The 25,292-nt window shown below is 70.4% G+C and carries 22 protein-coding genes; 7 read left to right on the top strand and 15 right to left on the bottom strand.

Features of this window, described 5'->3' with window-relative positions:
• Positions 1 to 6 precede the first annotated feature (6 nt).
• Positions 7 to 1,167: a sulfotransferase family protein gene (locus ABD108_RS07515; protein WP_220657807.1), complete on the top strand. Its 1,161-nt coding sequence runs from the start codon at positions 7 to 9 to the stop codon at positions 1,165 to 1,167.
• On the opposite strand, the gene ABD108_RS07510 is transcribed toward ABD108_RS07515, so the two are convergent.
• From ABD108_RS07510 to ABD108_RS07490, 5 genes are all read right to left on the bottom strand, one after another.
• Positions 1,164 to 2,702, bottom strand: a complete 1,539-nt coding sequence (locus tag ABD108_RS07510; RefSeq protein WP_343929937.1) for an ABC transporter substrate-binding protein — start codon at positions 2,700 to 2,702, stop codon at positions 1,164 to 1,166. The two genes, ABD108_RS07515 and ABD108_RS07510, sit on opposite strands and share 4 nt — an antisense overlap.
• Complete coding sequence (locus ABD108_RS07505; protein WP_343929936.1) at positions 2,699 to 4,264, bottom strand: ATP-binding cassette domain-containing protein; 1,566 nt, start codon at positions 4,262 to 4,264, stop codon at positions 2,699 to 2,701. Before ABD108_RS07505 ends, ABD108_RS07510 begins: the two co-directional genes overlap by 4 nt.
• Positions 4,261 to 5,052: an ABC transporter permease gene (locus ABD108_RS07500; protein ID WP_220657804.1), complete on the bottom strand. Its 792-nt coding sequence runs from the start codon at positions 5,050 to 5,052 to the stop codon at positions 4,261 to 4,263. The genes ABD108_RS07505 and ABD108_RS07500 overlap by 4 nt, the downstream gene beginning before the upstream one ends.
• Positions 5,049 to 6,026, bottom strand: coding sequence for an ABC transporter permease (locus ABD108_RS07495; protein ID WP_343929935.1), 978 nt, complete (start codon positions 6,024 to 6,026; stop codon positions 5,049 to 5,051). The genes ABD108_RS07500 and ABD108_RS07495 overlap by 4 nt, the downstream gene beginning before the upstream one ends.
• 75 nt (positions 6,027 to 6,101) lie before the next feature.
• Positions 6,102 to 6,938, bottom strand: coding sequence for an SDR family NAD(P)-dependent oxidoreductase (locus ABD108_RS07490; RefSeq protein WP_343929934.1), 837 nt, complete (start codon positions 6,936 to 6,938; stop codon positions 6,102 to 6,104).
• Between the two features lie 82 nt (positions 6,939 to 7,020).
• Here ABD108_RS07490 and ABD108_RS07485 point away from each other — a divergent pair, with 82 nt between their 5' ends.
• Positions 7,021 to 8,244, top strand: a complete 1,224-nt coding sequence (locus tag ABD108_RS07485) for a DUF418 domain-containing protein (RefSeq protein WP_343929933.1) — start codon at positions 7,021 to 7,023, stop codon at positions 8,242 to 8,244.
• On the opposite strand, the gene ABD108_RS07480 is transcribed toward ABD108_RS07485, so the two are convergent.
• Positions 8,241 to 10,121: an SDR family oxidoreductase gene (locus ABD108_RS07480; protein WP_305111176.1), complete on the bottom strand. Its 1,881-nt coding sequence runs from the start codon at positions 10,119 to 10,121 to the stop codon at positions 8,241 to 8,243. The two genes, ABD108_RS07485 and ABD108_RS07480, sit on opposite strands and share 4 nt — an antisense overlap.
• A 130-nt stretch (positions 10,122 to 10,251) precedes the next feature.
• Between ABD108_RS07480 and dinB the strand changes: the two genes are divergently transcribed.
• Positions 10,252 to 11,469 (top strand): DNA polymerase IV, encoded by a 1,218-nt coding sequence (gene dinB / locus ABD108_RS07475; protein ID WP_220657799.1) that lies wholly within the window; start codon positions 10,252 to 10,254, stop codon positions 11,467 to 11,469.
• A 73-nt stretch (positions 11,470 to 11,542) separates the two neighbouring features.
• The gene (locus ABD108_RS07470; RefSeq protein ID WP_343929932.1) at positions 11,543 to 13,747 is read left to right on the top strand and encodes a molybdopterin-dependent oxidoreductase; all 2,205 of its coding nucleotides are present in this window, start codon (positions 11,543 to 11,545) and stop codon (positions 13,745 to 13,747) included.
• Here ABD108_RS07470 and ABD108_RS07465 read toward each other — a convergent pair whose 3' ends face one another.
• The 4 genes from ABD108_RS07465 to purS are packed head-to-tail and all read right to left on the bottom strand — an operon-like array spanning position 13,748 to position 17,456.
• On the bottom strand, positions 13,748 to 15,229 hold the full coding sequence (locus ABD108_RS07465; RefSeq protein WP_220657797.1) for an amino acid permease: 1,482 nt from the start codon (positions 15,227 to 15,229) through the stop codon (positions 13,748 to 13,750).
• Between the two features lie 36 nt (positions 15,230 to 15,265).
• Positions 15,266 to 16,534, bottom strand: coding sequence for a M18 family aminopeptidase (locus tag ABD108_RS07460; protein WP_343929931.1), 1,269 nt, complete (start codon positions 16,532 to 16,534; stop codon positions 15,266 to 15,268).
• On the bottom strand, positions 16,534 to 17,220 hold the full coding sequence (gene purQ / locus ABD108_RS07455) for a phosphoribosylformylglycinamidine synthase subunit PurQ (protein WP_220657795.1): 687 nt from the start codon (positions 17,218 to 17,220) through the stop codon (positions 16,534 to 16,536). Before purQ ends, ABD108_RS07460 begins: the two co-directional genes overlap by 1 nt.
• Positions 17,217 to 17,456: a phosphoribosylformylglycinamidine synthase subunit PurS gene (purS, locus tag ABD108_RS07450; RefSeq protein ID WP_220657794.1), complete on the bottom strand. Its 240-nt coding sequence runs from the start codon at positions 17,454 to 17,456 to the stop codon at positions 17,217 to 17,219. Before purS ends, purQ begins: the two co-directional genes overlap by 4 nt.
• Before the next feature lie 81 nt (positions 17,457 to 17,537).
• Here purS and ABD108_RS07445 point away from each other — a divergent pair, with 81 nt between their 5' ends.
• A complete protein-coding gene (locus ABD108_RS07445; RefSeq protein WP_220657793.1) occupies positions 17,538 to 18,185 on the top strand; it encodes an MBL fold metallo-hydrolase in 648 nt (215 codons plus the stop codon).
• 7 nt (positions 18,186 to 18,192) lie between these two features.
• Here the strand turns inward: ABD108_RS07445 and ABD108_RS07440 are convergent, their stop codons facing one another.
• Both ABD108_RS07440 and ABD108_RS07435 read right to left on the bottom strand, forming a co-directional pair.
• Positions 18,193 to 18,891: a DUF2334 domain-containing protein gene (locus ABD108_RS07440; protein WP_220657792.1), complete on the bottom strand. Its 699-nt coding sequence runs from the start codon at positions 18,889 to 18,891 to the stop codon at positions 18,193 to 18,195.
• 68 nt (positions 18,892 to 18,959) lie between these two features.
• Complete coding sequence (locus ABD108_RS07435; protein ID WP_220657791.1) at positions 18,960 to 19,451, bottom strand: glutathione peroxidase; 492 nt, start codon at positions 19,449 to 19,451, stop codon at positions 18,960 to 18,962.
• Positions 19,452 to 19,553: 102 nt separating this feature from the next.
• On the opposite strand from ABD108_RS07435, the gene ABD108_RS07430 reads away from it, so the two are divergent.
• A complete protein-coding gene (locus ABD108_RS07430; RefSeq protein ID WP_220657790.1) occupies positions 19,554 to 20,027 on the top strand; it encodes a MarR family winged helix-turn-helix transcriptional regulator in 474 nt (157 codons plus the stop codon).
• Positions 20,024 to 21,625, top strand: coding sequence for a DHA2 family efflux MFS transporter permease subunit (locus ABD108_RS07425; protein ID WP_220657789.1), 1,602 nt, complete (start codon positions 20,024 to 20,026; stop codon positions 21,623 to 21,625). The genes ABD108_RS07430 and ABD108_RS07425 overlap by 4 nt, the downstream gene beginning before the upstream one ends.
• A 76-nt stretch (positions 21,626 to 21,701) precedes the next feature.
• Here the strand turns inward: ABD108_RS07425 and ABD108_RS07420 are convergent, their stop codons facing one another.
• The 3 genes from ABD108_RS07420 to ABD108_RS07410 are packed head-to-tail and all read right to left on the bottom strand — an operon-like array spanning position 21,702 to position 25,223.
• Positions 21,702 to 22,202, bottom strand: a complete 501-nt coding sequence (locus ABD108_RS07420; protein WP_305111184.1) for a hypothetical protein — start codon at positions 22,200 to 22,202, stop codon at positions 21,702 to 21,704.
• 10 nt (positions 22,203 to 22,212) lie between these two features.
• Positions 22,213 to 24,333, bottom strand: a complete 2,121-nt coding sequence (locus tag ABD108_RS07415; RefSeq protein WP_343929930.1) for a S9 family peptidase — start codon at positions 24,331 to 24,333, stop codon at positions 22,213 to 22,215.
• Positions 24,330 to 25,223, bottom strand: a complete 894-nt coding sequence (locus ABD108_RS07410) for a phosphoribosylaminoimidazolesuccinocarboxamide synthase (RefSeq protein WP_343929929.1) — start codon at positions 25,221 to 25,223, stop codon at positions 24,330 to 24,332. The genes ABD108_RS07415 and ABD108_RS07410 overlap by 4 nt, the downstream gene beginning before the upstream one ends.
• Positions 25,224 to 25,292 lie beyond the last annotated feature (69 nt).

Genomic DNA, 25,292 nt, shown 5'->3' with positions numbered 1-25,292 from the left:
GATTCCATGACCACCAGTCACCGCGCCGGCAGCGGCGTCGGCACCGTCGACGATCTGCACGAATCCGCGGTCCGCCGCACCGGACTCAGTGATTTCGGCGACCCGTCCGACGGCTACCGCGAAGCATTGCAGGTGCTCCTCGACGCCTACCGCGACGAGGCGGAGCTCACCGAGACCGGCTCCAAGATCTCCCGCGTCTTCCTCCGCGGCGCCCTGTCGGCGCGGCTGATCAGCGAGGCGGCCTTCGCCGCGAACCCGCAGCACGCCGATGTCGCGATCGACCGGCCCGTCTTCGTCACCGGGCTCCCCCGGTCCGGCACCACCGCGCTGCACCGCCTCCTGGACGCCGATCCCGGTAACCAGGGCCTGCAGATGTGGCTCGCCGAGGTACCGCAGCCGCGCCCCGCGCGCGAGACCTGGGCCGAGAACCCCGTCTACACGCTGCTCGATGAGCAGTACGCGCAGCACCACACTGAGCACCCCGAATTCATGGGCCTGCACTACATGTCGGCGTCGGAGGTCGAGGAGTGCTGGCAGCTGCTGCGCCAGTCCGTGCACTCGGTCTCGTACGAGTGCCTGGCGCACGTGCCGTCGTACGCGCACTGGCTGGCCGAGCAGGACTGGGCACCGGCGTACCGGCGGCACAAGCGCAACCTGCAGCTGATCGGGAGCAACGATCCCGGCAAGCGGTGGGTGCTCAAGAATCCGAGTCACCTGTTCGCGTTGGACGCGCTGTTCGAGGTGTACCCGGACGCGCTGGTGGTGCAGACCCATCGCCCGCCGGAGACGATCATCGCGTCGGTCTGCTCGCTGGCGCAGCACGCCACCGAGGGATGGTCGACCGCGTTCACCGGCGAGACCATCGGCGCCGATCAGTTGGACACCTGGGCCCGTGGCCTGGCCGCCTTCGACGAGTCCCGAGCCCGGCAGACCGCCGCGGGCCGAGGCGGTCAGTTCGTGGATGTGGACTACCGGGACCTGGTGGGCGATCCGCTCGGCACCGTGGGCGGGATCTACGACGCCTTCGGCCTCGAACTGACCGACGCGGCGCGGGAGTCCATGTCGGCGATGCACGAGGCCAGCCGGACGGGGGCACGGCGCCCGAACCACAGTTACTCACTGGCGGACTACGGCCTCACCGAGGAGCAGGTGAAGGACCGCTTCTAGCGGATCGTGGTGCCGTGCAGGTCGATGTACTTGTAGAGGTTCCAGTCCAGGCCCTTCACCCGCGCGGGCGAGACGTAGGTCGCGGGTGAGACGGCCAGGTCGATCACGAACTGCTGGTCCAGCAGGTAGTCGGAGTACTCCCGCAGCACCTCGGGGCGGCCGGTACCGTCCTGCAGCCGCGCGACGAGGGCGGTGTACTCGGGCGTGGAGAACTTCGACAGGTTGCCGGAGGGCTTGAACGGTGCCGCGCCGCCCGCGAGCGTCGCGGGGTCCGACTGACCGAAGCCGTGCGGGCCCAGCCACAGTTGGGCCTTCCCGGTGCGCAGGAAGGGTGAGAACGCGGCCTGCTCGCGCGGATCGAGCTCGACGGTGATCCCGGCTTCCGCGAGATCGTTCTGGACGATCGCCGCGATCGACGGTGCCACCGCCAGCCCCGTCGGGTAGCTCAGCGTGAGGCGACGGGGGCCGTCCGCCTCGGCCAGGAGGGCGCGGGCACGGTCGAGGTCGCGGCGGTAGTGATTGGCCGCGGCGCGATCGTAGGCGGGTGAGCTGCGCGCCCACGGTGCCGCGCTCGGCTCGGCCACCCCTGCGAACACCTCCTCGGCGATCCGCTCCCGGTTCACCGCGGACGAGATCGCCTGCCGCACCCGCTTGTCCGCGAGCGCGGGGTCGGCGGCGTTGGCACCCACGTAGTAGGCGGCGTCGAAGACGTCGCCCGTGGTGATCCGGTAGAGCGACTGGTCACGGAACTGGCGCAGCGCCTGCGGTGAGGCGTCGAGCACCAGATCGGACTGGCCCGCGCGGATGGAGGTGAGCAGCGCGCCGGGGTCGCGGACCACACGCAGCGTCACACCGTCGAGCCGGGCGGGACCGCGCCAGTACTCGTCGTTGCGCTCGAACCGGGCGTTCGCCGCCACCTCGCGGCCGGCGAAGCGAAACGGTCCCGTGCCCACGAAGGCGGTGCCCGCGCGCAGTTCCGAGGCGGATTCCGAGTCCACGAGGAGCATGAATTCGAGCAGGTCGACGATGTTCGGCACCGGCCGCGAGAGCCGCAGGACCGCGGTGTGCGCATCGGGTGTCTCCACCGATGCCACCGCCTTCGCGGCGCCCTGCAGCTGCGATCCGGCGGCGTCCGAGGCGTACACCGAGACCGCGTAGGCCACGTCCTTGGCCGTGAGCGGCCGCCCGCTGTGGAAGCGCACATCGTCGCGCAGGTGCAGGGTGAGGCTGCGGCCGTCCGGGCCGAACTCCCATCCGCGGGCCACTGCCGGACGTGGGGTGCGGGTCGTGCGGTCGTAGCGGATCAGGGTGTCCCACACCAGTAGCCCGATGGCCATGGTGGTGACCGACTGGCTGTAGATCGATTTGGGGTCGAGATCGGCGAGCGAACCGAGCACCAGGGTGCCGCCGTCCGAGCCGGGCGCGGCGTTCGCTGCGCGGGCCTGTTCGACCGCGGACGTGCAGCCGCTCAGGGCGCCGGCCCCGAGCGCGCCGAGGCCCGCGAGCAGCACCGTCCTGCGGCTGATCCCGTTCATGCCCGCTCCTCCCGTCGTGCCCGCTGGGCCACCGGATCCGGCAGCGGTACCGCTTCGACGAGTTCCCGCGCGTAGTCCGACCGCGGCGACGCGAGCAGGGCCCGGGCGGGTCCCTGCTCCACCACCGCGCCGCGGCGCAGCACCACGGCGCGGTCGGCCACCTCACCCACCACCGCGAGGTCGTGGGTGATGAACACCGCCGCGAATCCGAACTCGGCGTGCAGGTCCCGGAACAGATCGAGGACGGCGGCCTGCACCGAGACGTCGAGGGCACTGGTCGGTTCGTCCGCCACCAGCAGTTCGGGTGCAGCCGCGAGGGCGCGGGCGAAGGCCACCCGCTGCCGCTGTCCGCCGGACAGCTCGCGCGGGCGACGCCGCAGCACCTCGGCGGGCAGCCGCACCGCGTCGATCAGCTCGGCCGCGCGGGTGCGCAGCACGCCCCGGTCGCGCTCGCCGCCGATCCGCAGCGGCTCGGCGACGATCCGTTCCACGGTCCACCGGGGGTCGAGCGCGGCGTACGGGTCCTGGTGGATCAGGGCGAGCCGCTCCGTCGCGACCTCGACGGTGCCGCCGGACGCTCGTTCGAGGCCGAGCAGCACGCGGCCCAGAGTGGTTTTGCCCGAGCCCGATTCGCCGACCAGACCCAGCACCTCTCCGGCTCCGACGGTGAGGTCGACGCCGTCGAGGGCGGGCGCACCGTCGTATGCGACCCGCAGTCCGTGCACCCGCACCACCGGTGCGGCGGGGGCCTCGGTCGGGTCGACCGGTTCACCCGGGCCCGACGGCAGCCGAGGGACGGCGGCCAGCAGCTCGCGGGTGTAGGCCTCCCGGGGCGCCGCGAACAACTCGTCCACGGGAGCGGATTCGATGGTCTCCCCGGCCCGGACCACGGTGACCCGGTCGGCCAGATCGGCCACCACGCCGAGGTTGTGCGAGATCAGCAGCACCGCCAGGCCGCGCCGGTCACGCAGTTCGCGGAGGAGGTCGAGGATCTGTGCCTGCACGGTGACGTCGAGGGCGGTGGTGGGCTCGTCGGCGATCAGCAGTTCCGGCTCCGCCGCCAAGGCGAGCGCGATCACCACCCGCTGCTTCTGCCCGCCGGAGAGCTGGTGCGGGTACTGCTCCGCCCTGGTCTGCGGGTCCGGAATCCCCACATCCGTCAGGAGTTCGACGGTGCGGCGCTTCGCCTCGTCGCTGCTCACCTTCCGGTGCGCCCGCAGTACTTCGTGGATCTGCCGCCAGATCCGCTGGGACGGATTGAGGGCGGTCTGCGGTTCCTGGAAGACGAGTGCAGCGCCGGGGCCGCGCAGTGCACGCAGTTCCCGCTCCGACCGGCCGATCACCTGGTGCCCGATCAGTTCGATGCTGCCGGTGGCGCGCACACCGTCGGGCAGCAGGCCGAGGATCGCGCGACCGGTGAGCGACTTACCGGAGCCGGATTCGCCGACCAGGGCCACGATCTCGCCCGCCTCCACGGTGAGGTCGAGACGGTCGACCAGCGGCCGTCCCTGCGGTCCCGTGAGCGTGAGGGCCGCGATGCGCAGCGTCGTGGGGGAGGTCATCGGCGCCACCCCGCGAAGCCCCGGGCCACCAGTAGCAGCGCCAGGGAGAGTGCGACGACGGCGATGAGCGGTCCCCATGCGTATCCGGCGTTGGCGTCCCAGTTGTGCACGGCTCCCGCGAGAACCGAGCCGAGCGAGGGCTCCGGCGGGCGCACGCCGACGCCCACGAAGCTCAGTCCCGCCTCCACGAAGACGCCCAGCGACAGCGCGAGCGCGGTTTGCACGGCGAGCGGTTCGAGCGCATTGGGGAGCACGTGCCGGGTGAGCACCCAGCCGCGCGACGCCCCGGCCACGCGGGCGGCCTCGGCGTACGGGGTCTCCCGCAGCCGCAGCACCTCGGCGCGGGTGAGGCGCAGGAAGACCGGGATCTCGGCGACGGCGATCGCGATCACCACCGTGACGGTTCCCGGCCCGCGCAAGGCGGTGATGAGGATGGCCAGGATCAGCGCCGGGAAGGCGAGCACCACATCGGACAGGCGCGCCAGTACGGTGTCGAGCGCTCGGCTGGTGGTGCTCAGCAGGCCGAGCGCGATGCCGGCCGCCGCGGCGATCGGCACGGCGGTGAAGATCACGATCAGGCTGGTGCGGACGCCGTACAGCACGCGGCTGAGCACGTCGCGGTTGAGTTCATCGGTGCCCAGCGGATGGCCGCCGCCGGGCGGCAACAGATTCGCACCGGGGATCTGCCGGAGCGGGTCGAAGGGCGCGAGCAGCGGCGCCGCCACCCCGGCCAGCACCACGGCGGCCAGGAGGACCGCTCCCACCAGGAGCGTGCGCGGCGGCCTCATCCGGCCCTCCGCGTGGGATCGAGGAGGCGGTAGGTCACGTCGGTGAGCAGAGCTATCGCGATGAAAACCGTGACGGCGAGCAGCAGCACCGCCTGCACCACCGGGTAGTCGCGGGCCGCGATCCCCTGCCCGAGCAGTTGCCCCAGGCCGGGCCAGGCGAAGATCGCCTCGACCAGGACCGCGGAGCCGAGCAGTTGCCCGGCCTGGATGCCGAACACGGTGACCACCGACGGGAGGGCGTTGCGCGCCGCACCGCGCACCAGGATGCGTCCGGCGGGCACACCGGCGGCGCGCGCCGTGAGGATGTAGGGCTTGGCCCACTCGGTGCGCAGCGCCTCGGAGAAGAACCGGGTCAGCGTGGAGGCCACGGGGATTCCCAGGCAGAGCGCGGGCAGGAGGAGGTACTGCACCGTGATCCCGGGATCTGCGAAGTAGCCGGCCGGCGGCGTGCCTCCCGCGGGGAGCACCGGCCACACCACGGCGAACAGTTCTACCAGCAGCACGCCGGTCACGAAGGGCGGCACCGCGATTCCCAGTACCTCGAAGCCCGCGACCGCCGAGTGCACCCACCGGGCGGACGAGGCGACGGTGGCGAAGGAGAGCACCGTGGCGATGAGCACGGCGATGATCAGCGCGGCGAACCCGAGTGCCGCGGTGTTCCGCAGACCGTCGCCGAGCAGCGCATCGATGCGCCCGCCGATCACGTAGGAGGTGCCCAGGTCGCCGGTCGCGGCGCCCCCGAGCCAGTGCAGGTACTGCGTCACCAGCGGTTGGTCGAGTCCGAGCTCGGCGCGCAGTGCGGCGAGCGTCGCGGGAGAAGCGTCCGCCCCGGCCAGGGCGACGGCGGGATCGCCGGGCACCGCGTGCAGCACGGCGAAGATCACCATGGACGCCAGCAGTAGGGTGAGGGCCGCGATGGCGACCCGGCGCGCGAGCCACGCGGTGCGCGCACGCCTGTCCCCCACCTCTGCCATGCGCTCAGTCAATACGCCGCGGGCCCGCTCCGCTACGTTTACGAGCCGAATGAATGGAACCCGAATGAATGGAACTCAGTCCGCATCGCCGAGCGCATCCCGTTCGTAGCCGGACCGGACGGCGCGATCGGCGGTCCGCACCTGATCGGGGATCAGGTACCTGTCCAGCAGGTCCTTGACCGGTTGCGGTACGAGAGTCTGCAATCGGTGCAACAGCCCGACGGTGCGCGGCACGTGCACCTCGAACCGCGGGCGGGCCACGGTCGCACCGATCGCGCCCGCGATCGCCTCCGGGGTGAGCAGGGCGGCGGCGCCGGTGGTGGTTCCGGCCGCGAGGGCCGTGTCGACCACCGCGGGCATCACCACGCTGAGTTCGACTCCGGTGCCGCGCAATTCCCGGCGCGCGGCCTTGAGGAAGCCGTAGACACCGTGTTTGGTGCCGCTGTAGGTGGCCTCGCCGGCGGGGCTCAGCTTGGACGCGGCCGATGCCACCGTCACGATCAGGCCGCGTCCGCGCGGCACCATCCGGCGGGCGGCCAGCCGCGTCCCCGTGATCGGGCCGATCAGGTTCACGGCGACCTGGCGCTGCACCGATCCTGCGGATTCGTCCAGGAACGGTCCCACCCACATGACCCCGGCGTTGTTGACGAGCACGTCGAGCGGACCGTCGGCCTCCGCGGCGTCGAGGAAGGCGGCGAACGAGGCCTCGTCGGCCACGTCGAGCGGCGCCGTTCCCGCCGTACCGCCCGCGGCGCGGATCTCGCCCGCGACGGCGTCGGCGGCCGCGGGGTCCAGGTCACCGAGCCACACGGCGGCCCCGTGCGCGGCCAGCAGCCGCGCGGTGGCGGCCCCGATCCCCGCGCCCGCTCCGGTGATGGCGATCCGCTTACCTGCGATCGAGCGTTCCGGCATCCGCGTTCCCTTCGTCCCCATCGATCCTAGGACGCCGGACCGTTCTTGACCGTGCCGCGGGGGCAGCCCCTAGGTTGGCGGCATGACCACCCCGCCCCCGGTCGCGTCGGCACCCACCGCGATGACCGGCCGCAGCATCGCGCCCGATCTGGCCCGCGGGCTGATGCTGCTGCTCATCGCCATCGCCAATGCGCCCGCGTACCTGTGGGGCGTGCCGCGCGGCGCTTTCGGGTTGCACCCCGCCGACGGCTCGGTGGCCGACCGGGTGGCGCAGACCGTCGCTCTCATCGGGATCGACGGCCGGGTGTACCCGATGTTCGCGTTCCTCTTCGGCTACGGCATCGTGCAGCTCTACCGGAGGCAAGCCGAGGCGGGCGTCGCGCAGGCCGATGCCCGGCGACTGCTGCGGCGGCGGCACTGGTGGATGGTGGCGTTCGGCTTCGTGCACGCGCTGCTGCTCTGGTTCGGGGACATCCTGGCGGCCTACGGCCTGTGCGGCCTGGTGCTGGTGGCGCTCTTCCTCGATCGATCGGACCGGACGATCCGCGCGTGGTGCGGCACGCTGGTGGGTCTGCTCGTGCTGCTCGCGGTGGTGCCGGCATTGACCGCCGCGGCGGTGGGGACCGGTGGCACCGTCGCCGTGAGCGACACCTGGCCGCTCAACGCCAACGCCGAACCCGGGATCCTCGCCGCCGCCTGGGCGCGCATCGCCGCGTGGGCCCTGTACGGCCTGCCCACCGCCCTGTTCGGGGTGATCATCCCGGTCTCGATCCTGCTGGGCATCCTCGCCGCGCGCGCCCGCCTCCTCGACGAACCGGGACGCCACCTGCGCACGCTGCGGCGGATCGCGGTCGTCGGTCTCACGGTCGGATGGGGCAGTGGGCTGGTGGTGGCGCTGCAGAGCCTCGGCGCGCTCGGGATCGACCAGGGCTACGACTGGGCCTTCGTGGCCCCGCATTCGCTCGGCGGCTTGTTCGGCGGCATCGGCTACGTGGCGCTGTTCGGCCTGCTGGCCGCGCGGATCGAGGCGGCCGGCTCCCGCCGGGACGCCGGTGCGGCCTGGGCGATCCAGGCCGTGGGCAAGCGCTCCCTGAGCTGCTACCTGTTCCAGTCGGTGATCTTCGCGCCACTGCTGTGCGCCTGGGGTTTCGGGCTCGGCGCACGGCTGAGCGGATGGTCGGTGGCCGTCCTCGCGGTGGCGGTGTGGGCGGCGTCGCTGGCGATCGCCGTCCGGCTGGAACGCGCCGGTGAGCGCGGTCCCGCCGAACGACTGCTGCGACGCCTTTCCTACCCCCGCCGGCCCTAGCCGGCCGAAACACCCTTCGCCGCCGCGGAATCGGCGGTGGTCAGGTACTCCTGATGCAGGACGCGGCGGGTGAACCGCGGCGTGAAGGCGTGACCGAGTGCACCGAGGGCACCCAGCGGGGTGAAGACCTGCGTGGGCCGGCGGCGCATGGCGCTCATGATGATCCGCGAGGCCTTCTCGGTGCTGATCACGCTGGCATCGTCGTAGGCCTCGGTGGGGGCGATCATCTCGGTGCGCACCAGCGGCATGTGGACGTTGGTGAAGGTGACGTGCTCGGACAGTGTCTCGGTGGCCGCCACGTCGGTGAAGGCGTCGAGCGCCGCCTTGCTGGCGACGTACGCGGAGAACCGCGGACCGCGGGCCAGCACACCGATGCTGGAGACGTTCACGACGTGCCCGAAGCCCCGTTCGCGCATGCTGGGCAGCAGGGCGAGGATCATGCGCACGGCCCCGAAGTAGTTGACCTCCATGGTGCGTTCGAAGTCGTGCATCCGGCCGGTGGAGGCGCGCACCGACCGCCGGATCGACCGCCCGGCGTTGTTGATCAGGTAGTCGACGTGGTCGTGCTCGGCGAGGATCTGCGCCACCGTCGCATCGACGGCGTCACCGTCGGTGACATCGCAGACGTAGGTGAAGGCCTCGCCGCCGGCGGCGCGGATCTGCTCGGCGGTGGCTTCGAGCTCGGCGGCGTTGCGGGCCAGCAGGATCGTCCGGGCACCGCGGGCGGCGAGGTCGATCGCCGTCTGCCGCCCGATTCCCGCGGAGGCGCCGGTGATCACCACGTGCCGTCCGGCGAGACCGTCCCGGCGGCGCAGCCGCGCGGGATCGAGGTTGTGCCGCCAGTAGGAGAACAGCTTCGGTCCGTAGTCCCGCAGCGACGGAACATCGATTCCGGTTCCCGCCAGCGCCTTCCGGGTCTCCTCCGAGGTGTAGGTCGCGGTGAATCCGAGGTTCTCGAAGGCCTTCGGAGGAATGCCGAGCTGCTTGAGCGCGGTATCCCGCGCGAGCCGCGTCCGGCCCCGGCCACTGGCCCGGATCGCCCGGTCCACGAGGCGGTGCGGCACCCGACCCACGGCGGGCGGCGCGCCCACCGGCCGGGCCACCGCGCGGTAGATGTCGAGCACGCTCTGCGGCTCCGGGTTCACGAGGTGGTAGACCTCGCCGGTCCCGTCAGGCCGCAGCATCAGCTCGACCAGGGCCTCGGCGACGTAGTCGACCGGAACCACGTTGGTATCGCCCGTGTCCGGGAGCACCACCGGCAGCGCCGAGGGGACCCGGGTCATCGCCGCGAAGGTGCTGAAGAAGTAGTAGGGCCCGTCCACCTTGTCCATCTCGCCGGTCTCGGAATCGCCGACCACGATGGCGGGTCGGTAGACGCGCCAGCGGAGGCCCTCGGCCTCGCGGACGAGCTTCTCGGACTCGAACTTGGTGCGGTGGTACGGCGAGGGGAAGCCCTGACCCAGGTCGAAATCGTGCTCGCCGAACGGGCCGCGATGATCCCCGGCCACCGCGACGGAGGACACGTGGTGCAGTTCGGCCCCGAGGTCCAGGGCCAGGTCGATCACCGACTGGGTGCCCGCCACGTTCACCCGCTCGTTCGCCGCGGCATCGGCCGCCATGTCGTAGACGGCGCCCAGGTGCAGGATCGCGTCCGCGGCGGGCGGCGCACCGTCGAGACCGAGACCGGGCGCGGCGAGATCGCCGAGCAAGGGGATCACGCGATCCTCGCCGTACTGTTCGCGCCAGCCGTCGAGCTTGGGCGCGGAGGCGGGGCGCACGAGCAGGTGGACGACGGCGTCGGGGTCGCGCTCCAGTAGTAGCGGGACGATGCGGCGGCCCAGGAATCCGGTGGCCCCGGTGACCAGGTAGGTGTTCACATTCAGCTCCTCAAACGGGCGAACGGGTATCTGACTTGCGGGTAATCTTACTACAGAGTCAGTTCGATGATCCAGGTCGCTGAGCAGCGCCGACACCGATCGTGTCACACCCCCGCGGCATCATCGCGGCATGCACATCGAACGGCAGGACCGCACGGAGGCCACGATCCTCCACGCCGACCTGGACTCGTTCTACGCCTCGGTCGAACAGCGGGACCATCCGTGGCTGCGGCGCCGCCCCGTGCTCGTCGGCTCGGGCGTGGTGCTCGCCGCCAGCTACGAGGCCAAGGCCCGCGGCGTCCGCTCCCCCATGCCGCACCGCGAGGCACTGGCTCTGTGCCCCACCGCCACCACCATGCCACCCCGGTTCGAGGCCTACATGGAGGCCAGTCGGCGGGTCTTCGAGATCTTCCGCGACATCTCGCCGCTCGTCGAAGGCATCTCGGTCGACGAGGCCTTCCTCGACGTCGGCGGCCTGCACCGGATCGACGGGACACCCGCCCGGATCGCGGAGCGCCTCCGCGAGCGGGTCCGCCGCGAGGTCGGCCTGCCGATCACGGTGGGCGTCGCGCGCAGCAAGTTCCTCGCCAAGGTGGCCAGCGCCGTCGGCAAGCCCGACGGTCTGCTGGTGGTGGCCCCCGGCACCGAACTGCAGTTCCTGCATCCGCTTCCGGTGCGGCGGCTGTGGGGCGTCGGGCCGAAGACCGAGGCCCGGCTGCACGAGGCGGGCATCGCCACCGTCGGGCAGATGGCGGAGCTCGGCGAACACGGCCTGTCCACGCTGCTCGGTCGCGGCACCGGCCGGCACCTGTACGCCCTCTCCCTCGCCCACGATCCGCGCCGTATCGATACCGGGCGGCGGCGCAAGTCGATCGGCGCGCAGCGCGCACTCGGCCGCCGGATGAAGTCGGAGGCCGAGATCGAGGCCACCGCGCTCGCGATCGTCGACCGGCTGGGCGAGCGGCTGCGCGCCGCCGGGCGGGTCACGCGCACCGTCGAGCTCCGGCTGCGGTTCGACGACTTCACCTCGATCACCCGGTCGCGCTCCCTGCGCGAGCCCACCGACAGTACGGAGATCGTCCTGGCCACCGCCCGGGGGCTTCTGGACGAGGCGATGCCCCTGATCCGCGACCGCGGCTGCACGCTGATCGGGCTCTCGCTGGCGAACCTCGAGAACCACGGCGCCGTCCAGCTCACCCTCCCGTTCGACGGCGGCGAGCACGACGCCGATCTCGACATCGCCATGGACGAGCTGCGCACGAGATTCGGCCGCGCGGCGGTCACCCGGGGCTCGCTGCTGCACCGCCCGCTGGGTCCGGACGCCCCGATGCTCGCGGAGCAGGACTGAGAATGATTGCTAACATATTCGCCTCGCGAGGGCCCCGCTGCGTTTACCGTGGAGGGCAGACCGAGGAGTAGCCATGCCCACTACCACCCGTCCCACCCACTGCACCCTGTGCGAAGCGCACTGCGGAATCCTGGTCACCGTGGACGACCTTCAGCAGGTCACCAGGATCGCCGGCGACCCCGACGACGTGCTGTCGAAGGGCTACATCTGCCCCAAGGCGACGGCGATGGGCGGCCTGCACCACGACCCCGATCGCGTCCGCACTCCGATGCGGCGGGTGGGCGAGACCTTCGAACCGGTCGGCTGGGACGAGGCCTTCGACGAGATCGGCACGCGGCTGCGCGCGATCCGCAAGGAGCACGGCTTCCGCGCGCTCGCGATGTACCTCGGCAATCCGGCCGCCCACAGCACCGCCGTCGCGCACGGACTGATGCTGCGGATCGCACTGCTCACCCCCAACTTCTTCACCGCCTCGTCGATCGACCAGTACCCGCACGAGTTCGCGGCCTGGCGCATGTTCGGCTCCAACGCACTGGTCCCCATCGTCGACATCGACCGCACCGACCGGCTGGTGATCATCGGCGCGAACCCCGCCGTCTCGAACGGCTCCATCTCGACGATGCCGGGCGCCAAGAAGCGGATCAAGGCGGTCCGCGACCGCGGCGGCACGGTGGTGGTGATCGATCCGCGGCGCACCGAGACCGCCAAACTCGCCGACCAGTACGTGGCGGTGGCACCGGGCGGCGATGCGTACCTACTCCTGGGCGTGCTGCACGTCCTGCTCTCCGAGAACCTCTGCGACGAGGCAGTTCTCGCGCGCAGCGTCACCGGCGCCGCCGAACTGCGCGAGCTGGTCGCCCACGCCACCCCGGAGTCGATGGCCCCGCTCGCCGGTGTGGACGCCGCCACCATCACCGCCCTGGCCCGCGATCACGCCGCCGCGTCGTCGGCGGCGATGTACTGCCGCATCGGCATCTGCCAGCAGGAGACCGGAACCCTGGTCACGTGGCTGATCACCGCGATCAACGTGCTCACCGGCAACCTGGACAGTCCCGGCGGGATGATGTTCACCACGCCGCCCATCGACGTGCCCCGCCTGGCCAGGTTCATCCCCGTCGGCTACGGACTGTGGACCGACCGATCGGGACGGCACAAGGCCTTCCGCAGCGAGCTTCCCGTCGCGGCGCTCCCGGACGAGATCACCACGCCCGGCCGCGGCCGGATCCGGTCGATGATCACCTTCGCCGGGAATCCCGTGTCGTCGATCCCACATCGCGGCACCCTCGACGAGGGCCTCGCCGGGCTCGACCTCATGGTGTCGGTGGACATCTACATCACCGAGACCACGCGCCACGCGGATTTCATCCTCCCGCCGATCTCCCACCTGGAGCGGGGTGGACTGAACGTCCTGTTCCCGGTTTTCAGTGTGCGCAACAACATCCGGTACACCCACCCCGTCTTCGATCCGCCCGCCGACGGCCTCGACGACTGGCAGATCATCAACCGGCTCCTGATCGAGATCCTCCCGCTTCCCGCGCGGCGGCTGCTGGCACGGCCGCTGCGCAGGCTCACCGACCACTTCCCGCCGGACCGGCTGGTGGCCGCGGCCGTCGCCGCCGGACCGTACGGCGTGCTGCGCCGGGGACTGCGCCGCGGCCTCACCGTAGCCCGTATCCGCGACACGGCGGGCGGCGTCGACCTCGGCCCCCTGCAGCCGCGACTGAAGCAGGTCATCGCCACCCGCGGCCGGAGGATCCGGCTGGCGCCGGAGAGCTTCGTGGCCGAGGCGCGAGCCCTCCTGGAGGCGGGACTGCGCGGCGGCGGGAGGCCGACGGGCGACGGCTACGACCTCAAGCTCATCGGCCGGCGGCACCTCAAGAGCAACAATTCGTGGCTGCACAACGTGCCCACGATGGTCACCGGATCGAACCGGTGCACTGCGCTGATGCACCCCACGGACGCCGAACGGTGCGGCGTGAGCGGCGCAGACACCGTGCGGATCTCGTCACCGTCGGGCGCGATCGAGGTCGCGCTGGAGGTCTCCGACGAGATCCGGCCCGGCACGGTGGCGGTCCCGCACGGCTGGGGACACGAGGGCACCGGCTGGAGCGTGGCAGCCGCGCTCGCCGGGCAGAACGTCAACGTGCTGCACGATCCGGCGCGGGTCGACCGGTTGTCGGGGAACGCGGCGGTCAACAGCACCTGGGTGCGCGTCGAACCGGCCACCGGCGCGGAGCCGGAGCGGACGGCCGTGGCCGGCGCGGCACCGTCGGCCTGATCAGCCCTGCGCGGCCCGCCACTGCGCGGCGGCCTTCTTCTCCTCCTCGACGCGGGCGGCGAAGGCCTCGCGCGCGGCCTGGTGCTCCGGGTTGCGGCGCAGCACCAGGTAGGCGATGCCGACCACCAGGAACCACAGCGGAGTCACGAGCATGGCCTGCAGGGTGTCGGTCTCGCGGGTGAAGGCCCACAGCAGGAACAGGAAGAAGGCGAAGATCACCCACGGCATCACGGTGCCGAGCGGCATCTTGAAGGTGCTCTCGGCGTGCGCCTGCGGGCGACGCGACCGGTACACCAGGTAGCTGGCCAGGATGATCGTCCACACGAACATGAAGCACAGCGACGAGACGGTGGTGACCACGGTGAACCCGGCCGACTTGTCGAGGCCGAAGCCGAGCAGCACCACCGAGGACAGCAGCATCACACCGGTGAGGAAGAGCGCGTTCTGCGGCACCTTGCGGCTGGACAGCTTGGCGAACATCCGCGGCGCATCGCCCTCGGTGGCGAGGCCGTAGACCATGCGCGAGGTGGAGTAGATGCCCGAGTTCGCCGACGACATGGCCGAGGTGAGCACGACCGCGTTCACCAGGTGCGCGGCGGCGCCGAGCCCGGCGAGGGTGAACAGCATGACGAAGGGCGACTCGTCCTTGCTGAACCGGTCCCACGGCACCACGGACATCAGCACCACGAGCGAGCCCACGTAGAACAGCAGGATGCGGATCGGGATCGAGTTGATCGCGCGGGGCAGGTTCTTCTCGGGATCCTTGGTCTCGGCGGCGGTGGTACCCACCAGCTCGATGCCCACGAAGGCGAAGACGGCGATCTGGAAGCCCGCCACGAAACCCATGAAGCCCATGGGGAACATGCCGCCGTTCTCCCACAGGTTCGTGAGTGAGGCCTTCGCGCCGTCGTGCTCGAAGCCGGTGATGATCAGCACCGCGCCCACGATGATGAGGGCGACGATCGCGATGATCTTGATCATCGCGAACCAGAACTCGGTCTCGCCGAAGGCGCGCACCGTCGGCAGGTTCAGGCCGATGAGAAGCACGATCACCACGACCGCCGGGATCCACGGCGGAATGTCCTTGGCCCAGAAGGTGATGTAGACGGACGCGATCACCACCACGTCGGCCACCGCGGTCACCACCCAGCAGAACCAGTAGGTCCAGCCGGTGAAATGCGCCGCCCACGGGCCGAGGATGTCGCCCGCGAAATCGGAGAAGTTGCGGTACCCGGTGCGGCTGAGCAGCAGCTCACCCATGGCGCGCATCACGAAGTAGAGCATGAAGCCGATCACCATGTAGACGATGATCACCGACGGTCCGGCAACCGAGATCGTCTTACCGGAGCCCATGAACAGGCCGGTGCCGATGGCGCCGCCGATCGCGATGAGCTGGATGTGGCGGTTGCTCAGGGCTCGGGTCAGGTGCTCACCGTCGTCCGGGTTCGACGGTGTCGCAGGCGTCTGCGGCGAAGAAGTCATGCCTCAGAACACTAATCGACGCGCCCGAGACCTACGTCACTCGGGCGCGAGGAAGGCCGCGAGGGCCGCGGTGTAGAGCGGGACGTCGGCGGCGCCCATGAGTTCGCGGGCACTGTGCATCGCGAGCTGCGGTGCGCCCACGTCCACGGTGGTGAGGCCGGTGCGCGTCGCGGTGATCGGGCCGATGGTCGAGCCGCAGGGCAGATCGGCGCGGTGCACGTAGCGCTGCAACGGGACGCCCGCCTGCTGCGCGGCCCGCGCGAACACGGCCTCTCCCACGGAATCCGAGGCGTAGCGCAGGTTCTGGTTCACCTTGAGCACCGGGCCGCCGCCGATCTCGATGCGGTGGCCGGGCTCGTGCCGCTCGGGGTAGTTCGGGTGCGTCGCGTGCGCCATATCGCCGGAGGCGCACACGGAGACGCTCATCATCCGCAGGAAGTCCTCGCGGTCCAGGCCGAGCGCCAGGGCCAGGCGTTCGAGCACCGTCGGGAGGAACTCGGAGCCGGCGCCGCGGTCGGAGCTCGAGCCCACCTCCTCGTGGTCGAACAGCGCCAGCACGGGCACGGCCTGATCGCCGCCCGCCGCCGCGATGAGGGCGGAGGTGCCGGCGTAGCAGGTGCATTGGTTGTCCAGGCGCGGCGCGGAGACCAGCGACCGGCCGGCACCCACCAGCGCCGAGGGCGCCAGATCGTGCGTCATCAGCTCGAAGCCGAGCAGACCGCCGCGCGGTACGTCGAAGGTGTCCTCGAGGTACTGCAGGAATCCGGTGCCCGCCGCCGGGCCCCAGATCGCGTTCACGTGCCGCTGCGGATCGAGCTCGACGCCCTTGCGGTTCTCCGAGAGGTGGATCGCCAGCTGCGGCACCCGCAGCAGGGGCTGGTCGATGCGGACCAGCAGCTCACCGTCGGAGGTGGCGATGCGACCCGAGAGCCCCAGGTCGCGGTCGAGCCAGGAGTTCAGCCACGCGCCGCCGTAGGGTTCGAGCCGCACCTGCGCCAGTCCCTCGGAGACGAGGTCGGGGTGCTGCTTGAGCCGCAGGTTCGGGCTGTCGGTGTGACCGCCGACGATGCGCAGCGGCAGCAGCCGCTCGCCGCCGGCAGCGCTCGCGTCGAAGGCGATGATCGACCCGCCGCGGATCACGTAGTGCCGGCCCAGATCGGACCACGGGTCGTGCTCGTAGAGGCGGGTGAAACCGGCCTCCTCCAGCATCAGCGAGACCGTCTCCACCACGTGGAAGGGCGACGGTGACGCATCGACGAAGGCGCAGAGTCCCGCCGCATCGGCCGATACCGTGGTGGCAGTCATCAGACCGAGAGCACCGCGTCCAGGGCGGAGTAGAAGATGCCGAGACCGTCGTCCGACGGGCCGGTGAGCGCCTCGGTGGCGTGCTCGGGGTGCGGCATCAGGCCGACGACGCGGCCGTTCGCCGAGGTGATGCCGGCGATGGCCCGCATCGAACCGTTGGGGTTGCCGCCCGCGTAGCGGAAGGCCACCCGGCCCTCGCCCTCCAACTCGTCGAGCACGGCCTCGTCGGCCACGTACCGGCCCTCGCCCGACTTGAGCGGGATCAGGATCTCGGCGCCCGGCTCGTAGCGGGAGGTCCACGCGGTGTCGGCGTTGTCGACGCGCAGCCACTCGTCGCGGCAGATGAAGTGCAGGCCCTCGTTGCGCACCAGGGCGCCCGGGAGCAGTCCGGCCTCGCACAGGATCTGGAAGCCGTTGCAGATGCCCAGCACGGGCATGCCCTTGCCCGCGGCCTCGATGACCTCGGTCATCACGGGGGCGAGCGAGGCGATGGCCCCGGCCCGCAGGTAGTCGCCGTAGGAGAAGCCGCCGGGCACGACGACGGCGTCGACGCCCTTGAGATCGTGGTCCTTGTGCCAGAGCGAGACGGCCTCGCCGCCCGCGCGCTCGACCGCACGCGCCGCGTCGACATCGTCGAGCGTGCCGGGGAAGGTGATGACTCCGACCCGGCCCCCTGCGGCGCTCATGCCTGGACCCGGGTGACGGTGAAGTCCTCGATCACGGTGTTGGCCAGCACGTCGGACGCGATCTGCTGGAGCTGCTCGTCGCTGAGGTCACCGTCGACCTCGAGCTCGAACCGCTTGCCCTGCCGCACATCCGCGACACCGGGGAAGCCCAGGCGCCCCAGCGCCCCCACGATGGCCTGGCCCTGCGGGTCCAGGATCTCGGCCTTGGGCATCACGTCCACCACAATCCGCGCCACGTGCGGCTCCTCACGAAGTATCCAACGCGCTCGGGTGTCGATCGCGCTTTCCCGGTCAGTTTACCGGCGCATACTGGGGCCATGCGACTCACCCACTTCCGCCATTCCTGCGTCCTCGTGGAGATGTCCGACACTCGGGTGCTCTTCGATCCCGGCAACTTCTCGCACGGCTTCGAGGGCATCACCGGACTGGACGCGATCGTGGTCACCCACCAGCACCCGGACCACATCGATCCGGCCCGCATCGACGCCCTGGTCGACGCCAATCCCGAGGCGCAGTTGTTCGCCGATCCCACCACCGCGGCGCAGCGCGGCGGCCGGTGGATCGCCGCCGTCGCGGGGCACGACTACGGCATCGGCAATCTCATCGCCCGCGCCGTGGGCGGCAAGCACGCGATCATCCACCCGGACGTCCCGCAGATCGACAACACCTCGTTCCTGCTGGGCGACGAGACCCGGCCGGGCCGGTTCTACCACCCGGGCGATGCGCTGTACGTCCCGGAGGACGTGCACGTCGAGGTGCTCGGGCTGCCGGTGAGCGCGCCCTGGTCCAAGATCAGCGAGACGGTCGACTTCTTCCGTGCGGTGGCACCCACCGTGGCGGTGCCGATCCACGACGCCCTGCAATCGGCGGAGGGCGACGCCATCTACGGCGGCCGGCTCACGGACATGCGGCCCGACGGGGCCGAGGTGGTGCGGGTGGCCACGGAGGCCACCGCGGAGTTCTAGCGCCGGATCAGGCCGCGGCCAGTACCGCGCGGCGCGCCTCGTAGACGGTCGGTACCGCCCCGTGGTGCAGCGCGAGGTCGACGACGTCGAGCACGGTGCGCGAGACGGTCGAGGATTCGAGCCGCCGGGCGTCGACGCTCAGGCGCAACACGCCGCCCCGGCGGGCGATGCGGTTCGCCTGCGCGAGCAGCGCGCGGCACCACCAGGGCTCGCTGAGGAATCCGTCTCCGATCCCCAGCACGCGGGCCTTCTCCTCGGCGCCGGTGGTGAGGTCGGTGATCGCGGTGTAGCCCAGGTTCACGCGGAATCCGGCGTCGGGCAGGGCGAGCAGCGCACCGGTGGAGGCGTTCCAGCGCGGCGCCGCGAAGACCCGGGTGCGCAGGCCCACTCGCTCCAGCACCCGGTCCGCCGCCGCGAGCCGCAGCTTGGCCTCGTGCGTCCCCAGCGTCGAGAACTCGGCCCGGCGACGCTTCGTGGCGGCCTGGTCGTAGCCGTTGAGGACGATGGCATCGCCGGCTTCCCGGCGCGCACGCAGGAAGGCCTGGGTCGACGGATCGTCGACCAACCGGTACTTGCCCTTCAACCGGGGCGCGACCAGCAGCGAGACCGGCACGCCGCGGTCGTCCATCCGCTCGGCGAACCGCTCCGCCTCCGCCCGGGTGACGTCGGAGAGGGCGGAGACGGAGACGTACAGCGGCGAGCTCATGGCCGTAGTGTGGGCCGCTCAGATTTCTGTTCGGAGGCCGAAAGGTTGCGCGTCGCTGAACGGCAGCCTCAGTTCGGGAGGACGGCCTCGATCGCGCCGACCACCTCGTCGGATTCGGGCTCCGTGCGCGGCCGGAAGCGCTGAACCGTGGCGTGATCCGGCGCGATGAGGAACTTCTCGAAGTTCCAGGTGATGTCGCCGGCCTCGCCGTCGGCATCGGGCGTCGTGGTGAGTTCGGCGTAGAGCGGGCTGCGGTCGTCGCCGTTGACGTCGGTCTTCTCCAGCAGCGGGAACGTGACGCCGTAGGTGGTGGAGCAGAAGGTGGCGATTTCCTCGGCGGTGCCGGGTTCCTGTCCGGCAAACTGGTTGCACGGCACGCCGAGCACGGTGAGGCCGCGGTCGGCGTAGCGGGTCGCGAGGGCCTCCAGTCCGGCGTACTGCGGGGTCAGGCCGCACTTGCTGGCCACGTTCACCACGAGCACGGCGCGGCCGGCGTAGTCGGCGAGCGAGGTGGGAGAACCGTCGAGCGAGGTCAGGGCGATGGAATCCAGGGCGGTCATGAGCGCCAGCGTACGCCGAATGTAACGCAAGACACATCTATCTCATTTGCGCAATGGTTGCGCCAGAGTTACCGTTTTGGGGTGCAAGCAACTTCCGGGAACGTGACTCCCGAAGCCCTCACCGAGGTTTTCGGCGAATTCATGGGCCGCCTCATGTGCAATGTCACGCAGGAGAGCCTGGGCACGATGCTGTCGTCGGACATCACCGCGCACCAGTTCCACATCCTGCTTCAGCTCACCGCAGCCGAGGAACCGCAGCCGATCAATCGGATCGCCGATGATCTGGGACTGTCCGTCGCCGCCACCGGACGGAACGTGGAGAAGCTTGTTCAGCTCGAGATGGTGGATCGGCGTGAGGACGCCTCGGACCGCCGGATCAAGAACCTGACCATCACCGACCTCGGCCGAAAAACAGTTGCGGCCGCGGTCAGCGACAAGCACCGTGAGGTGCTGGGTTTCGCGGAGCGCCTCCCCGAGGATCTGCGCGGACGACTGCACGACGTGATGGTCGAGATCCTCGACCAGGGACTGATCCCCCCGAACCCCTTCTTCACCGCAATGAAAGAGAACGCATGAGTACCGAGAACACGCTCGACAAGAGCGAGATCCCGCACGCGGGTGAGGGCCTCGACAAACGCGTCCTGATGGTGGCCGGCGTGGTCGTCCTCGGATCGATCATGGCCATCCTGGACATGACGATCGTGGCGGTCGCGCAGAACACCTTCCAGGCGCAGTGGACCGCATCGCCGGCCACCGTCGCCTGGACGATGACGGGTTACACCCTTGCCCTGGCCGCGATCATCCCCGTGACCGGTTGGGCCGCAGACCGATTCGGCACGAAGCGGCTGTACATGACGGCCACCGCGCTGTTCGTGGCCGGTTCCGCGCTGTGTGCCACCGCGGGCTCGATCGAAATGCTGATCCTGTACCGGGTGCTGCAGGGCCTCGGCGGCGGCATGCTGATGCCGCTGGGCATGATGATCCTGACCCGCGCCGCGGGTCCGGAGCGCATCGGCCGCGTCATGGCCGTGCTCGGTATCCCGATGCTGCTGGGCCCCATCGGCGGCCCGATCCTCGGCGGCTGGCTGATCGAGTCCTTCTCGTGGCACTGGATCTTCCTGATCAACGTGCCGATCGGCGCGATCGCCATCGTCTACGCCTGGTTCGTGCTCGATAAGGACGAGCCCGTCAAGGGACAGAAGTTCGACCTCGTCGGCTTCATCCTGCTCTCCCCCGGCCTCGCCCTGTTCCTGTTCGGCGTCTCGTCGATCCCGGAGGCGCAGCAGGACACGTCGATGTACACCGGACGGGTCATCCCCGCCACGGCCGTCGGCCTGGTGCTGATCATCGCCTTCGTGTTCTGGGCACTGCGCGCCAAGCTGCCGCTGCTGGACCTGCGGCTGTTCAAGAACCGCAACATGACGGTGGCCATGATCACCTTCGCGATGTTCGCGATGGCCTTCTTCGGCAGCTCGATCCTGTACGCGCAGTACTTCATCGGCATCCGCGGCGAGTCCACCCTGATGGCGGGCCTGCTGCTCGCCCCGCAGGGCATCGGCGCCATGGTCACCATGCCGATCGCCGGTGTGCTCACCGACAAGATGGGCCCGGGCAAGTTCGTCATGACCGGCCTCGCGCTGATCACGGGCGGCATGATCGCCTTCACCCAGCTCACCCCCGAGACGCCGTACTGGCTGCTCCTGGGCTCGCTGTTCGTGCAGGGCCTCGGTATGGGTATGACGATGATGCCCACGATGTCGGCCGCGATCCGCACGCTGGCACCGGAATCCATCTCCCGCGGTTCCACGCTGACCAACATCGTGCAGCAGATCGCCGCGTCGATGGGCACCGCGATCTTCTCGGTGCTGTTCACCAACTGGCTCACCAACGCCGGTCCGGTGGACCCCGCGTCGGGCAAGCACACGGGTGCGCTCGCGTACGGCTTCAACGCCAGCCCCGAGATGCGGGAGAAGGGCCTGGCGCTGTTCCAGGGCGAGACCGGCTTCTCGAAGTTCCTGAGCGAGAACCTGCCCTTCGCGGCGACCGCGTTCGGTAACACCTACATGGTGGCCGCCATCCTGGTGGCACTGTGCATCATCCCGGCGTTCTTCCTGCCCCGTAGCCACGAGGCGGACACCGAGGCCGCCGAGCGGCAGATGGTCATGCCGCACTGACCATCGCCTCACACGCAGAAAGTGCCCGGTCCCCGTTGGGGGCCGGGCACTTTCTTGTTCGCCTTCTTGTTCGCCGCTACTTGAGCAGGCTCTGCATGTCGAACTTGGACTCGACCGGGGCGATGTACCGCTTCAGGGCGTCGACGTTTCCCGCATCGCCCATCGCGCAGGTGTAGGCCACGGTCTCGCGGGGCGCGGCCTTCCCGATCTCGTACTTCACCTTGTAGGTCGATGCTCCCGGGCACGGGGCGCCGGTGGCGGACGGCGGCAACGAACCGGCGTTCTGGACCAGGGCGCGGATCGTCGGGTAGTCCAGCCGCTTGCTGTCGGTGGCGGTGGGCTTCTCCGTGCGATCGACGGTGCCGTAGCTCCCGGCCAGCACCGTGGCGTTCGAATCGTGCACCACGATGGTGTACTCGCGGTGGTAGTTCGGCGCCGTCGACGGGCCGATGTAGGTGTAGGTCACCTTCGGGCCGACGGGGTTGGGCAGCGGCGTCGGCGAGGGTGCGGCGGACGCCGGGGCGGCGACCGCGAGCACGGCGGCACCCGCCAGGACTGTTGCGAATGCAGACTTCATGCAATCGAAGCTACTGCGCGGCACCCAACCTGTCGAGCACCCAGGCGTACTCGAAGGCGGTCTCCCGCCATTTCGCATAGCGTCCGCTCACGCCGGCGTGACCCGCCACCATCTCGGTCTTGAGCAGGATCGGCTCACCCGAGGTCGAGAGGTCCAGCAGCTTCGCGACCCATTTCGCGGGCTCGGTGGGGAGCACGCGGGTGTCGTTGAGCGAGGTGGTGACCAGGAGGGCGGGATAGGCCTTGGCCTCGACGTTCTCGTACGGCGAGTACGCCTTCATGTACCGGTAGACCTCGGCGTTCTCCAGCGGATTGCCCCATTCGTCCCATTCCCCCACCGTGAGCGGGAGCGACGGGTCGAGGATCGAGGTGAGCGGGTCCACGAACGGGACGTCGGCGACGATGCCGGAGAACAGCTCGGGTGCCAGGTTCGCCACCGCGCCCACGAGCAGGCCGCCGGCGCTGCCGCCCATCGCGACCAGCGCGTCGGGCGTCGCGCGCCCGGAGTCCACCAGGTGCCGGGCCACATCCACGAAGTCGGTGAAGGTGTTGTTCTTCTCCAGTTGCTTGCCGTGGTCGTACCAGGCACGCCCCATCTCGCCGCCGCCGCGGATGTGGGCGACCGCGAAGACCACGCCGCGGTCCAGGAGCGAGAGCCGGGCCACGGAGAACCACGGGTCCAGGGTGGCCTCGTAGGAGCCGTAGCCGTAGAGGAGCGTGGGGGCCGCTTCGGAGGCGGGGGGAGCCGACGGCGTCGATGCGTCCGGGGTGTCCTTACGGCGCACCACGGAGACCGGCACCTGCGCGCCGTCGCGTGCGGTGACCCACACCTGTTCCGCGGTGTACAGCGCGGCGTCGTAGCCGGGCACGTTCACGCGCTTGAGAACGGTGGACGCACCGGTCGCGGGGTCGAGTTCGAGGACCGTTCCCGGCGTCACGAAGGACTCGTAGGCCAGCCGCAGGCGGGGCGCATCCCACTCCGGGTTCGCGGCGGGGCCCACGTTGACGAGGGGCTCGCCCGGGTCCCACTCGTCGAACGACGGTGCGCCGGTGGCCTGTGCGAGCGCCAGTCGCGGGAGGCCACCGCGCCGGTAGCCGAGGGCCAGGGTGCGGGCGTAGGCGTCGACGTACTCCAGCCGTACGTCGTCGCGGTGCGGCACGAGCACGGTCCAGTCCTCGGGCGATTGGACCGGGGCCGAGACCAGCTCGAAGTTGATGCCGGTGCGGTTGTGCAGCACCAGGAATCGGTCTTCGCCGTCGAGCACCGCGTGTTCCGCCGAGTACTCCACGTCCTCCTCGCGCGGGATCAGCACGCGGAAGTCGCCGGTCGGGTCGGTGGCGTCGAGCACCCAGGTCTCGGAGCTCAGGGTCGACGATGCCCCGATCATCAGGTACCGCTCGCTGCGGCTCAGGCCGATGCCCACCCCGAACCGTTGGTCGGTCTCGTGGAAGACGCGTACATCCTCCGCACCGGAACCGATCTCGTGCCGCCAGATGCTGTCGGCGCGCCAGGCGTCGTCGACGGTGGTGTAGAAGAGGTGCCGGGAATCGGGCGCCCAGGTGGCTCCGTAGAAGACGCCCTCCACCACATCGGGGAGGGGCTCGCCGGTGGCGATGCTCCGGACCCGCAGGGTGAATCGCTCGTCGCCGGAGGTGTCCAGCGAATAGGCCAGCAGCTCACCGTCGGTGGAGATGGACGCGGCACCGAGGGCGATGTACTCGTGCCCCTCCGCCTCCACGTTGAGGTCGATGACCACCTGTTCGCCCGGGAGCGGCTGTTCGGACAGGATCGGCGGCGACCAATCGTCCGGTCCGGCGATCGGTGCGCGGCAGTGGATCCCGTACTGGGCGCCCTCCCGTGTCCGGGCGTAGTACCAGTAGCCGCCGCGGCGCTGCGGCACCGACATGTCGGTCTCCTGCGTATGCGCCTTGATCTCGCCGAAGATCTTCTCGCGCAGCGGTTCCTGCGCCGCGGCCGCCGCCTCGGTGTAGGCGTTGTGCTGCCGCAGGTAGTCGAGCACCTCCTCGTTCGAGGTGTCGGCGAGCCAGGCGTAGTCGTCGGTCACGGTGTCGCCGTGGAAGGTCCGCTGCGTGGGGACCTTCTTGGCGATCGGCTGCACGGCGTCGGTCATGCGGCGCCGCCCGGCCAGTCGCTGAACTTCAGACCGGAGATGCGTTCGTAGGCCTCGATGTACCGGGCGCGGGTGCGCTCGACGACGTCGTCCGGGAGGGCCGGCGGCGGGGTGTCGGAGTCGGTCGACCAGCCGGAATCGGGTCCGGTGAGCCAGTCCCGCACGATCTGCTTGTCGAAGCTGGGCTGCGCCCGGCCCGGCTCGTACAGGGCGGCGTCCCAGTACCGGGAGGAGTCCGGGGTGAGCACTTCGTCGGCGAGCAGCAGCTCACCGTCGGGCGTGAGACCGAACTCGAACTTGGTGTCGGCCAGAATGATTCCGCGCTCGCGGGCGATGTCCGCGCCGCGCCCGTACACGTCGAGCGTCAGATCGCGCAGCTTCGAGGCGAGTTCGACGCCGACGTCCGCGGCCACGCGGTCGAAGGAGACGTTCTCGTCGTGATCGCCCACCGCCGCCTTGGTCGCGGGCGTGAAGATCGGCGGGTCGATCCGGCTGCCGTCCACGAGACCGGCGGGCAGTGGGACGCCGCACACCTGGCCGTTCGTCCGGTACTCCTTGAGGCCCGAGCCGGTGAGGTAACCGCGCGCCACGCACTCCACCTGCACCATGTCGAGGCGCCGGGTGATCAGGGCGCGGCCGAGCACCGACTCCGGGATGCGCGGATCGTCAGCCGGACCTGCGAGGTGGTTCGGCACTCCGAGTGCGTCGAAGAAGAACACCGACATCGCCGTGAGCACGCGCCCCTTGTCGGGGATCTGCGAATCCAGGATGTAGTCGTAGGCGCTGATCCTGTCGCTGGCGACGAGCAGCAGGTGCTCATCGTCCACCGCGTACAGCTCGCGGACCTTGCCCGAGTAGATCGGCGTGTATTCGCTCAGTTCAGGACGCACTCCCCCAGCCTAGTGGGTTCAGTCGATTCCCTGGACGCCCCCGAAGCAGTAATGTAACGTCCGTTTCAC

It is taken from the genome of Tsukamurella strandjordii, from assembly GCF_039525985.1.
Lineage (GTDB): Bacteria > Actinomycetota > Actinomycetes > Mycobacteriales > Mycobacteriaceae > Tsukamurella > Tsukamurella strandjordii.
The sequence above is the reverse complement of the archived record's forward strand: the minus strand, read 5'-3'. Positions and strand labels throughout refer to the sequence as shown.

Bases quoted from the DNA above. Each gene is read 5' to 3' on its own strand.
- ABD108_RS07515 (WP_220657807.1), top strand. From the start codon at position 7: ATGACCACCAGTCACCGCGCCGGCAGCGGCGTCGGCACCGTCGACGAT.
- ABD108_RS07510 (WP_343929937.1), bottom strand. From the start codon at position 2,702: ATGAACGGGATCAGCCGCAGGACGGTGCTGCTCGCGGGCCTCGGCGCG.
- ABD108_RS07505 (WP_343929936.1), bottom strand. From the start codon at position 4,264: ATGACCTCCCCCACGACGCTGCGCATCGCGGCCCTCACGCTCACGGGA.
- ABD108_RS07500 (WP_220657804.1), bottom strand. From the start codon at position 5,052: ATGAGGCCGCCGCGCACGCTCCTGGTGGGAGCGGTCCTCCTGGCCGCC.
- ABD108_RS07495 (WP_343929935.1), bottom strand. From the start codon at position 6,026: ATGGCAGAGGTGGGGGACAGGCGTGCGCGCACCGCGTGGCTCGCGCGC.
- ABD108_RS07490 (WP_343929934.1), bottom strand. From the start codon at position 6,938: ATGCCGGAACGCTCGATCGCAGGTAAGCGGATCGCCATCACCGGAGCG.
- ABD108_RS07485 (WP_343929933.1), top strand. From the start codon at position 7,021: ATGACCACCCCGCCCCCGGTCGCGTCGGCACCCACCGCGATGACCGGC.
- dinB (WP_220657799.1), top strand. From the start codon at position 10,252: ATGCACATCGAACGGCAGGACCGCACGGAGGCCACGATCCTCCACGCC.
- ABD108_RS07470 (WP_343929932.1), top strand. From the start codon at position 11,543: ATGCCCACTACCACCCGTCCCACCCACTGCACCCTGTGCGAAGCGCAC.
- ABD108_RS07465 (WP_220657797.1), bottom strand. From the start codon at position 15,229: ATGACTTCTTCGCCGCAGACGCCTGCGACACCGTCGAACCCGGACGAC.
- ABD108_RS07460 (WP_343929931.1), bottom strand. From the start codon at position 16,534: ATGACTGCCACCACGGTATCGGCCGATGCGGCGGGACTCTGCGCCTTC.
- purQ (WP_220657795.1), bottom strand. From the start codon at position 17,220: ATGAGCGCCGCAGGGGGCCGGGTCGGAGTCATCACCTTCCCCGGCACG.
- ABD108_RS07445 (WP_220657793.1), top strand. From the start codon at position 17,538: ATGCGACTCACCCACTTCCGCCATTCCTGCGTCCTCGTGGAGATGTCC.
- ABD108_RS07440 (WP_220657792.1), bottom strand. From the start codon at position 18,891: ATGAGCTCGCCGCTGTACGTCTCCGTCTCCGCCCTCTCCGACGTCACC.
- ABD108_RS07435 (WP_220657791.1), bottom strand. From the start codon at position 19,451: ATGACCGCCCTGGATTCCATCGCCCTGACCTCGCTCGACGGTTCTCCC.
- ABD108_RS07425 (WP_220657789.1), top strand. From the start codon at position 20,024: ATGAGTACCGAGAACACGCTCGACAAGAGCGAGATCCCGCACGCGGGT.
- ABD108_RS07420 (WP_305111184.1), bottom strand. From the start codon at position 22,202: ATGAAGTCTGCATTCGCAACAGTCCTGGCGGGTGCCGCCGTGCTCGCG.
- ABD108_RS07415 (WP_343929930.1), bottom strand. From the start codon at position 24,333: ATGACCGACGCCGTGCAGCCGATCGCCAAGAAGGTCCCCACGCAGCGG.